The sequence below is a fragment of the Allobosea sp. 47.2.35 genome, from assembly GCF_024655635.1.
Taxonomy (GTDB): domain Bacteria; phylum Pseudomonadota; class Alphaproteobacteria; order Rhizobiales; family Beijerinckiaceae; genus Allobosea.
The window spans coordinates 184,442-194,860 of the sequence record NZ_JANLGI010000009.1; the positions used below are offsets into that span (position 1 = coordinate 184,442).

9 protein-coding genes and 1 tRNA gene are annotated in these 10,419 nt (G+C 57.2%); 7 read left to right on the top strand and 3 right to left on the bottom strand.

What is annotated here, in order from left to right:
* Positions 1-45: 45 nt before the first annotated feature.
* Both NUV79_RS13665 and NUV79_RS13670 read right to left on the bottom strand, forming a co-directional pair.
* Complete coding sequence (locus NUV79_RS13665) at positions 46-1,641, bottom strand: gamma-glutamyltransferase (protein WP_257733629.1); 1,596 nt, start codon at positions 1,639-1,641, stop codon at positions 46-48.
* A 109-nt stretch (positions 1,642-1,750) separates the two neighbouring features.
* On the bottom strand, positions 1,751-2,041 hold the full coding sequence (locus NUV79_RS13670) for a YggT family protein (protein ID WP_257733630.1): 291 nt from the start codon (positions 2,039-2,041) through the stop codon (positions 1,751-1,753).
* A 119-nt stretch (positions 2,042-2,160) separates the two neighbouring features.
* Between NUV79_RS13670 and NUV79_RS13675 the strand changes: the two genes are divergently transcribed.
* Positions 2,161-2,236, top strand: a tRNA-Ala gene (locus tag NUV79_RS13675).
* 177 nt (positions 2,237-2,413) lie between these two features.
* Here NUV79_RS13675 and NUV79_RS13680 read toward each other — a convergent pair.
* Positions 2,414-3,745: a hypothetical protein gene (locus tag NUV79_RS13680; RefSeq protein WP_257733631.1), complete on the bottom strand. Its 1,332-nt coding sequence runs from the start codon at positions 3,743-3,745 to the stop codon at positions 2,414-2,416.
* A 328-nt stretch (positions 3,746-4,073) separates the two neighbouring features.
* Here NUV79_RS13680 and NUV79_RS13685 point away from each other — a divergent pair, with 328 nt between their 5' ends.
* The 6 genes from NUV79_RS13685 to NUV79_RS13710 all read left to right on the top strand — a co-directional run bounded on the left by NUV79_RS13685 (position 4,074) and on the right by NUV79_RS13710 (position 10,216).
* Positions 4,074-4,853, top strand: a complete 780-nt coding sequence (locus tag NUV79_RS13685; protein ID WP_257733632.1) for a DNA-methyltransferase — start codon at positions 4,074-4,076, stop codon at positions 4,851-4,853.
* Positions 4,853-5,314 carry a BglII/BstYI family type II restriction endonuclease gene (locus NUV79_RS13690; protein WP_257733633.1) on the top strand — a complete coding sequence of 154 codons (462 nt, stop codon included), beginning with the start codon at positions 4,853-4,855 and terminating at the stop codon, positions 5,312-5,314. Before NUV79_RS13685 ends, NUV79_RS13690 begins: the two co-directional genes overlap by 1 nt.
* Positions 5,315-5,326: 12 nt before the next feature.
* Positions 5,327-6,631, top strand: coding sequence for a hypothetical protein (locus tag NUV79_RS13695; RefSeq protein ID WP_257733634.1), 1,305 nt, complete (start codon positions 5,327-5,329; stop codon positions 6,629-6,631).
* 12 nt (positions 6,632-6,643) lie between these two features.
* The gene (locus tag NUV79_RS13700) at positions 6,644-8,536 is read left to right on the top strand and encodes an SNF2-related protein (RefSeq protein WP_257733635.1); all 1,893 of its coding nucleotides are present in this window, start codon (positions 6,644-6,646) and stop codon (positions 8,534-8,536) included.
* A 2-nt stretch (positions 8,537-8,538) separates the two neighbouring features.
* Positions 8,539-9,369 carry a protein NO VEIN domain-containing protein gene (locus NUV79_RS13705; RefSeq protein WP_257733636.1) on the top strand — a complete coding sequence of 277 codons (831 nt, stop codon included), beginning with the start codon at positions 8,539-8,541 and terminating at the stop codon, positions 9,367-9,369.
* Between the two features lie 199 nt (positions 9,370-9,568).
* Positions 9,569-10,216, top strand: coding sequence for a recombinase family protein (locus NUV79_RS13710; RefSeq protein WP_257733637.1), 648 nt, complete (start codon positions 9,569-9,571; stop codon positions 10,214-10,216).
* Positions 10,217-10,419 lie beyond the last annotated feature (203 nt).

A 10,419-nucleotide genomic window follows, 5' to 3' on the forward strand; every position in this document is an offset into this window, starting at 1 on the left:
GAACGATACGGAAAAGGGCGGCCGCATTGGCCGCCCTTTTTTGTTTCAACGCGTCGCGGCCACGGCTGCCGACCAGGGCGACGCGGCGTCGCTCGACCCCTCCGCGCCGTTCCTGTCGACGCGGACGAAGTTCGGGCAGGCGAAGTTGATCGGCAGCACGCTGTGCTCGACGATCGCTGTCGGTCCCGCCGCTTCCAGTGCTGCCAGCGTCTTGGCCGGCAGGCGCAGGTCGGCGCTGGCCGAATCCGGGCCGGAGACGTCGATGCGCGGCTGATGCGCCGTCGCTTCGGTGTCCATGCCGAAATCGAGCTGCCAGGCCAGGGTCTGGTAGATGCTGGCGAGGATGCGGCGCCCGCCGGAGGATCCCATCGCCTGGCGCGGCCAGCCGCCATCCTTCGGCGTGACCACGACCGGGCACATGTTGCAGAGCGGGCGGGCGCCGGGCGCGATCGCATTGGCGCTGCCGGGACGCGGATCGAACCACATCATGCCGTTGTTCATCAGCACGCCGGTCGAGGGCAGCACGACGCGGCTGCCCATCGAGGAGAGCAGCGTCGTGGTGACGGTGACGAGATTGCCCTCGCCATCGACCACGGTGAGATGGGTGGTGCAGGTGTCGCCCGGCTCCTTCGCCGTGACGGCGGCGCCAAGGCCGTCGAGCCTCTCCTTGTAGGCTTCGCGCATTACGCGCGAGAGCTGCGCGAACCACGCGGCCGAGGGGCCTGCGCCGTCGAGCGGGGCATCGGCCATGCCGGCGACGACGCGTTCCAGCGTCGGCGCGGCGGTGAGACCGCCGGCGGTGTGGATAAGGTGGCTGCCGCGCCAGTCGATGGTCGGAGCGTCGCGGAGTTCGGCATTGCAGTTGGCGAGGTCCTGGGCATCGACCACGCCGCCAGCCGCCGCGATATCCGCCACGAGCCGGTTCGCGACGTCGCCGCGATAGAAATCGTCGAGCCCGGCCTGCGCCAGCCGCTCGATCGTGTCGCCGAGGTTGCCGAGCTTCATGAAGCCCGGGATGCCCTGATAGGGCGGCACCGGCGGCAGGCCGCCGGGCAGGTAGATGCGCGCGCTTTCCGCATAGAGGCGCAGGACCGAGGCCGAGGAGGCGATCTTCAGCGTCGTGTACCAGTCGGCCGGGAGGCCGCGCTTCGCGAGCGCGATGGCCGGCGCGAGGATGTCGGCGAGCGGCAGCCTCGAGCCGAAGGCTTCCTTGAGCTTCTTGTAGCCTGCGACCGATGAGGGCGTGACGAAGGAGAGTGGGCCGTGGATGTTGCGGTCGTCCACCACCTCGGGCCAGGTGAAGAGGTCCTTCTTCATCTCGCCGGTCAGGGGATAGTCGGCCGGGTCGGCGCGTCGCGGCGCGACGGGCCCGAAATCGACGACCTGCGCCCGGCTTTCTCCGGCCTTGAGCACCACTGCAAAGCCAATGCCGCCGAGCCCGCTGTTCCAGGGCTCGACCGCGGCCAGCGCGAAGCAGGCGGCGACGGCGGCGTCGGCGGCATTGCCGCCCTGTTCGAGGATCGCGGTGCCGGCTTCCGCCGCCTCACGGCTCTGCGAGACGACGATACCGTGCTTCCCGCGCGCGGCAGGTTTGGTCAGAGCCCAGTTCTGGCTGCGATAGGGAAGGGCGGCAGCGGCCATGCGGAAACCTCTAGGCGTTGGCGAGGCGGCCATACTGCATGCCGTCCGCCACGGCGTCGAATGCGTCGTGGCGGTGCGCGGGCCGCGCCCCGTGCAGGGCGCGGGGTGCCTAGAACACGTTCGGGTAAATGTAGCGAACGATCACGCTCTGGATGAAATAGATGATCAGCAGCAGGATGATCGGCGAGATATCGAGGCCGCCGAGATTGGGCAGGCGCTCGCGAATCGGCCGCAGCACGGGCTCGGTGACGCGATAGAGCGCATCCCAGACGGTGGAGACGAACTGGTTGCGCGTGTTGATGACGTTGAAGGCGATCAGCCAGCTCAGCACTGCCGAGGCAATCAAAATCCATACATAGATCTGCAGCGCGAGCAGAACCACGTCGAGAACGGCACGCATCGATCTTCCTTTTGCGCCTGTCCGGAAAGGTGACGCGGAATATCCCTCGCACTTGCCAAAAACAGATGGCGGAAGTGATTGACATCCACGCGACGCACAGCCTAGAAGGCCAGCGCCTTGGGGCTGTAGCTCAGATGGGAGAGCGCTGCAATCGCACTGCAGAGGTCAGGGGTTCGAATCCCCTCAGCTCCACCAAGGCTTTTCGCTAAGTGGTTGATTTTAGTCACGCTTTGCGAGGCCTTGGTGGAAATACCCCAAAAATTACCCCAACATAAGCCGTGGTTTGATCTGGATCGATTTGGATTCCGCGCCAATCTCCGGAGCATTTGGGGCACCCGCGCAGATGCCATCGAGCTTGTTGATCCAGAATTCTCACGCCTGAGGATACTTCGGTTGATACCTCTCGTCGGGAGCGAGCCAATCCGACAGAAATGCAAGAGGGTCTTGCTCCCCTAGCATCGCTCTCGCCAAAGCCAAGCGTGTCTGAATATGGGCCCGGCGTTCATCGTCGACCTGCTCCATCCGCTTCTCAGCCTCCTGAAAAAAGCGCTCGACGGCCGTTGCGGCCGCCCACTTTTGCATAATTTCAGCGAGCTGCTCTTTGCTCTCCGCCAACGCTCGCTCGACGGACCTGCGGTCCTCTTGGCGGAGGTATCGCTCATGCGCCTCGGCCCACTCCTTCCGCCGCTGGGCTGCAGCCTTTTCTTCTGCGATAATGAGAGCTTGGAGTTCCGTCTCGGAGTTCTCCAACCGTGAGACCATCGAGTCCACAAGCGATTTGAGGTCAGCCGATTGCGTATCCTGCCAGCTTGCTGACCATTCGATGTTGGCGAGCGGACAGTATGCGACGAACCGAAACCGGCCGCAGGGCAGGTCTTGCTCCGTCGTCCAGGAGTTAGTGAGCTGCCAAGGCCGAGCGGACCGAACCAACTTGCTATCTTCACGCACGTAAGCGCCGTCGAGATACCGCATCGTCACGCGCTCGGTCATCTCGGTCAGCGCCAAGCCGACTGGGATGGAGCCAACGTAGGTGACAGTGGGACGGCGCGGTGACCAGATGCTGCCAGTCTGATAACGCCCATACTTGCGGTCTTTGCGCGGGACTTCCTGCTCATCCACGTGTCTGCGTCGCATCTCCTGGTCGACAGGAGCAAACATGACGCGATGGCCCCTTTGGTCGAGTGCGTTGTAAATCTGATTTGCGATGTCGAGCGCGGCAGAAAGGTGGTCGGCCGAAGCCACGATATCGGGGAGCAGATATTTGTATGGCCGTAGAAACTCGTTCTTCTCGTCGGTCCGCGACTTCCGGTAGGACTCGTCGACGCCTATCAGCAAGGGATGGCGCGTAGGCCTGTGAGGGCGGTCGGTCGCTTTCCGCTCCATACGACGGTACACGCGCTTCGGCGGAGGAACTGGGAGGGGTGCGCCTCTAGCCCAACGAACTTGGTCTCCGGGCAATGCAGCGGGCAGGTCAGGCCGGGGCTCTTCCTTCCCCACGGCCTTTTTTTGCCAGTATCCAGCCGGTGGTCTGGGCACATTTAGGGCCTGACAGACACGCGCGAGGAGATAGTGGTTCACGCCGAGCTCTTCGGCCAGATGGCTGATCGGCGTGGTCCAGACGCGCTCATACAGGTCTTCCCGGGCCATTCCAGCAGCGCTTGATGGTTTGTCCTCTGGGCCCATGTAGCACTCGTGGAAGCTCATCACGGAGCTCTTAATTTTGGCGAAGAACGGGCTGAAGTGAAGCCCGACTAGGGGAGGGCTTCACGCCGTCCAGCTGGCTGGTCCGCGGCAGTGCCGGAGGCACTCGCTTTCTCTAACGCGCCTTCGGCGAGCGGCGTTCTCCATCGGAGATTGCCCGAGCCCCCAACTCCCGTGTCATGGGTTCATGCTGCTGAGGACGCGCCGCGCCTGACTTCTTGCGCGGCCGTGAATATAATGCGAACACCGGTGAGTGAAACGCGCTCATAACATCATACCCCTCCGGTCGTATCCGCAGTACGATATCCAGTGCGCGGATAACATCGACTTCATGCGATCCTTGAAAAAGGAGAGCATTAATCTCATCGTTACCTCGCCGCCGTATAATATCGGCAAAGAGTATGAACGAAAAACGTCACTCGATGTGTACGTAGAACAGCAAGCGGCTACTATCGCTGAAGCGGTTCGCCTTTTACATCCGAACGGATCCTTATGCTGGCAGGTTGGGAATCACGTCGATGACGGTGAGATTTTTCCGCTCGATGTCATTCTCTACGGTCTGTTTAAGCAGCATGGCTTAAAGTTACGTAATCGGATCATTTGGACGTTCGGTCATGGTTTGCATTGCCAACGTCGTTTCTCCGGTCGCCATGAGACGATACTTTGGTTTACTAAATCTGACGATTACGTATTCAATCTAGACCCAGTGAGAGTTCCTTCCAAATATCCCAACAAAAAGCACTTTAAGGGACCGAACCGGGGCGAACTTTCTGGTAATCCGCTGGGAAAGAACCCAGAGGACGTCTGGGATATCCCGAACGTTAAGGCAAACCACGTCGAAAAAACGAGCCACCCTTGTCAGTTTCCCGTTGCTCTGGTGGAGCGGCTTGTGCTGGCGCTTACGCATCCCGGACAGAATGTGCTGGACCCCTATTTGGGGGTTGGGTCTTCGGCCCTCGCAGCCCTGAAGCATGGGCGCGTTGCGCATGGCTGTGATATCACTGAAGAATATATTGAGATTGCACTCAAGCGCATCGAGAGTTTCTACGCTGGCACGCTGAAAACGAGGCCCATGAACAAGCCAGTTTATGATCCTAATGAGGATAGCTGATGAAGCTTCAGTTTATCTACGATCATCATCATGGCCAAGCTGCGTGGGAACAACGCGGCTTATATGAATGGGTGACGGATGTATTTGAGGCTCCCAGCATAAAACTTCAGCCCGGCTGCACGAATGCCATCCGCGACCACATATCCAACGAGTTCACGGCGGAAGGTTGGGCGCTTAACGTCAAGATCGACCAGGAGCTGCGAAACACCGTCACCGCAATCAAGGATGATTTGGCTTTCCAAGTGCAGACTGGAAACATGAGCCGGGCACCTTACGATCTGCTTAAGCTCGAGTATCTCAGCCAGTCGAGGAAGATTAAGGCCGCTGCGTTTGCGCTTCCGACAAAATTCGCTGCGTCAAAGATCGGTAGCAATATTGCCAATTTCGAGCGCGTGGCGAAGGAATTGTCCGTCTTCGCACAAGTCATCCACGTGCCAATCTTACTGATCGCTTTTGAGTGACGGAACGGCTGGATGACTTACAAGATACAAATCGTTGCGCCTGTAAACCGCGCCGCAATCATCGCTAGTAAGGTCGTAGCAACAACCGAAAAGCGAGAGTTTTTTGGATTTCGTAATCGGCGGCATGAGCTCCATCTGATTCAGGTCCCAATCGGGCTTCCCGTTTATAGGATGGAGAACTACCGGACGTTCACGGACCAGCGTGACTATATTGCTGCTGAGAGCAAGGCCTCTGACTATTTTGCTTCAGGACAAGAATCTGAAGAGGTTCAACAAGCGCAGCATCAGTTGCTACATCGCTTGGCGCTGAAAGGAAAATCTGACTCAATTGTACCGGTGTCAGACGTCCTTGAGGTAGAAGGACAACGACAGCCGCTACTAGTTACAGCTAGTGGCGTGGTCGTTAATGGTAACCGTCGACTTGCTGCATTGCGTGAGCTCTATGGGCAGGGCAGCAAATTCTCGCATTTTAGCCACATCGATGTTCTGGTACTGCCGGCTGATGCAACAGCCGAAGAGATAGTGGACATTGAAGCTAATCTTCAGGCTGTTCCGGAAACTAAACTAGATTATGATTGGATTGGCGAGGCTCAATTAATCAATCGACTGGTTAATCTTGGTCGAACACCTAAGGAAGTTGGAGACCAGCTTCGCAGAAAAGAAAAAGATATTAAATACGCCATTCAAACGCTGGCTGAAGCCGATCTGTACTTGAAAGAAGCGCCCGGCACGGAAGGTAATTACAGCGAGATTCGCGAAGATGCCGAGCAGCTCTTCGGTGATTTACCAAAGTTGCTTGAGGGTAAATCTGAACAAATGAAGGAAGCTAGCCGCGTTATCGCGTGGACACTTTATCAGAATAAGGCGCGCCTTGACGGTCGCCTTTACGATTACAACGCCGCGATTGGCAACCTCGCCGATGCCGTGCTTGACCGCATAGCGGATGAGCTGGGTATTGCGACGGAGACGCCTATGGACGGCAACTCAGATGAAGCGTCGGATGAGTTCGCCATCGACATTGGTGACGAGCCGCAGGTCACTAGCTTTGCGGGCGTGTTAGCCGCGCTAAAGGGGTCGGACAACGAGGCCGCCGTAGAGGCCTTGATCGAAGCCGCTCAAGCGGAGATACAGATTGACAAAGGCCAGAGGTCTGGGAAAGCAGCTCTTAAGAGCGTTCAGCAGGCCCATGCTAAGTTAGCCTCGGTCGATATTTCGAAAGCAGACAAATCCACTCTCCCCAAAATCACCAAGCAGCTGGATGCAATCAAGTTGCTAGTTGATGCTTTGGAGAAAAAAATCGCGAAGCAGAAGCCGTAGGGCGCGATATCAATGACGGTCGAAATCGGCATTGACTACGACCCTACACGGGTCCGCGGCATACTCTCAAGATCGGGAGACAGTGAGAGCTCGCCTATATGGGAACGGATCAAGGCTCGGTTTGCTTCCTATGGTGACGTGATTCTCCTCCACGATACCGTTGATCTCCCTTGGCCAGAAGTACTTGGTGTTATCCGCGAGTTTGGCAGCGCTTCGACTCAGAAGGGGTTGGGCTTCAGGTTTGCGCCGTCTGACCGCGCGCGGGCGAAGGTAGCGACATTCGTTTCCGAAACCAAGAAAGCAAGGCAGTCGAAGGATGCGCTAGTTCTAGAGATTGACGAAGACGCAATCCAGCCTCGTTTAGATGCGCTTGGATATACCCGCAAGTTGAAGCCATTCCAGCTTCGAGATCTGTCGCGGCTGCTTTCTCTGCCTCACGGTGCGAACTTCTCTGTTCCCGGCGCAGGGAAGACATCCGTCACGCTCGCTTTGAGCCTACTCGCTGCTCGCCCAGATGATCATCTGTTCGTAGTGGCGCCGAAGGCCGCTTTTCCGGCTTGGCGCGGAGTCGTCGCGGAGTGCGTTGAAGGTGAAGCACCTGCGTGGGTCCGAGAAAATTTCACGGTGCTGGCGGGCACCGAGTATCAAAATGATATCGCTCTGCGCAGCGGGGCGCGGCGATTTCTTATGTCCTATGACCTCCTCGTCCGGCAGCAAGCACTTATCGCTGCTTACTTCTCACGCCAGTCGGTTCACCTGGTCTTGGACGAATCGCATCGTATGAAGGCAGGGTTGGCGTCCCAGCGGGGCGCATTTTTGATTAACGTTGCCTCATCGCCTTCTCGTCGCGACATCCTCTCGGGCACGCCAATGCCGCAGGATGCCAGCGATATTGCGTCACAGCTCGGCTTCCTATGGCCGGGGCAAGGTTATGATCTGCAAATCCAGCGGGGCGTTTCACCTCGGCAGGTTTTAGGCCAATTATACGTTCGGACAACCAAAGATGAGCTGGGACTAACCCCAGCGATCCGGCATTTTTACGATGTATCGATGGCTGACGGTCAGCTGGCACTCTATGGGGTCGTGAAGAACGAAATACTTCGTCAGATCACGAGGGCGATGTCTAATTCTACACCGGATTTTCTGTCAGCCCGCAAATCGGTGATGCGGCTACTGCAACTATCGACGAATCCAACGCTCGCTCTCCAGGCAATGACTCGCGACATGAGCGACATCTCGTCCGGGATCGCTGATCAAGTTGTCGAGGAGGGCGCATCCCTAAAGATGCGTGAGGTTTGCGCCCACGCGCGTGCCTTAGCCAAAGAGGGCAAGAAATCGGTTATCTGGACGATCTTCACCCAGTCGATCCTTGATCTTGAACGTATTCTAGCAGATTTGAATCCGGTTTCACTTTATGGCGCCATTCCGAGTGGTGAAACAAGCGACCTTTTATCGCGCGAGGGTCGATTGACGAAGTTCCACACCGATCCGAACTGCAAGGTACTCATCGCGAACCCGGCCGCAGCAGGAGAAGGTATCAGTCTTCATACAGTCTGCCACGATGCCATTTATCTCGACCGAAGTTACGTTTCCACACATTACCTTCAATCAATAGACCGCATTCATCGCCTTGGACTTGAGCCGGGCGTCGATACTAATATCCATATTTATAGAACAAAGGCGCCCGCAGGCTTAGGTAGTGTTGATTTGTCTGTAAGCCGCAGATTGGCTCACAAAATCCATGGACTTGAACATCTTCTAGACGATCTTGACCTTCGTCAGCTCGCTTTGGATGAAGACAATGCCGATGATCCTGTCGATTATGACGTTGATATGCAGGATTTGGTTGACCTCGTTGAGGAGCTTGAAGGGCGGCAGCCCATCGAACCTCAAGAAGAGGTTTAATCGTGGAGTTTGATCGCCTCTTCACGATCTCTGCGTTTGAAGGGCTGCGCCTTCTTCGGATTGTGATTTCAACTGTCCCTGGCGTTACAATCGACGCGTGCCCTGACGCGCTGATTGCCCACTCGCCGCAGGCGACGAATTATGATCTTGGCGCAGCGATGGTGCTCCATTCGCTTGTTGCCTCGGATGCAACGCACCAGAATGTCTTATTTTACCGCGAGTGCATTTTGGCTGTACTTCTATTGAAGATGCCTGCGTTCGCTAAGTTGATGACCCTTGGCCGCGGCAGATTTATCAAGCGGATTAAGGGCGACGACTACCGGGATATTAGGAGCGTGTTTCGCGAAGCAAAGTTATTGGAGGACCCGCCATCAAGCGATGATATTTCCTGGTGGGATACCATTCAGGGAAGGGTTCGGCTAAATTTCGACCAGGAACGCCTTGCGCGTGCGCGGCAGGCAGAAGCGCTTTCCCTGGCATCAGAACGAGCCGAGCTTGTGAGGCTGGGCATCGAAAGGCTCCCTGTGTGGATGGCGATTGACGATAACACGGTCGGCTATGATGTTCTCTCATATCGCCCGACCCCGACAGGGGAAAGTAACCTTCTGATCGAGGTCAAGTCGACGATTGCCTCGCCGTTGCGCTTCTATATCACGCGGAACGAGTGGGAGAATGCTGATCAGGTCGGTGAAGCATACATCTTTCACGTCTGGGATATGGAGAAGAATCCCGCGGTTTTGCATGTGCGCACGGTTGAGCAAATTCGTCCGCATATTCCTCTCGATAACGCCAAGGGGAAGTGGAAGACTGCGGAAATTCCTATTGGCGCGTAGCTTCGCGCACGCCGGTATATTGGTCCGCCGCGGAATGAGCCCGATTCGTGCAGTTCACCAATTTTGGTTCGATAATGTTCGATAGGTTATATCTCAACGGATCCCGGAAACCGGCCTGAAAGGCTGTCTGCTAGGGTTGACTCTCATCAACCGACAGCGCTATCAGCGGACGGTATCACGGCGGACATTTCCGGAGCACATGCAGACCGTCCTTTACGCCCGAGTCTCCACCGTCGATCAGACAATTGAGCATCAGCAGAAGCAGGCGGAGGCGGCTGGTTTCAAATTCGACCGAGTGCTTTCGGATCACGGTGTTTCCGGAGTGAAGACGTGCCTGCACGAGCGTCCCGAGGGAAAGCGCCTGTTCGACATTCTCCGGTCAGGGGACATCCTGGTGGTTCGGTGGGTTGATCGCCTTGGTCGAAACTATGACGACGTGCGACAGGCCATTGAGGAGTTTATGCGCCGGGGAGTGGTGATCCGCACGATCATCAACAACATGACCTTCGATGGATCGACGAGCGATCCGATGCAGAAGGCTGTGCGTGACGCTCTCATCGGATTCATGGCTGCTGCCGCCCAATCTCATGCCGAAGTGACGAAGGCTGCGCAGATTGCCGGGATCGCTCATGCGAAGAGCCTGCCGGACGGAAAGCGGTACAAGGGTAGAAAGCCGAGTTACACTGAAAGCCAGCTGGACCAGGTGATGAACCTCGCCGATCAGAAGGCGGGCGTTAGCTCTATCGCGAAAGTTACCGGATTGAGCCGCCAAGCCGTCTACCGGATCGTTGATGATCCCACGGCAGCGCGAGCCTCATTGATTGAATGGGGGTCGGCTCGAAGCTAGCTTACGGTAGCGTCTTAGCGCGGTAGATTGATCTCAACACGATTCGGCGCCTCAAGCATCTGCTACGTATCGCTACTTGGCCGGCGACGAGCTTAAACGTGTCGAGAGGGCAACCAGATGAGAGATTTGTTGTTGCCGAGCATCTTAGTGTGAGATCGCCTGCAATGTTGGCCCCGTTGGGGGCGGTTATCGCTTTGAAGGTT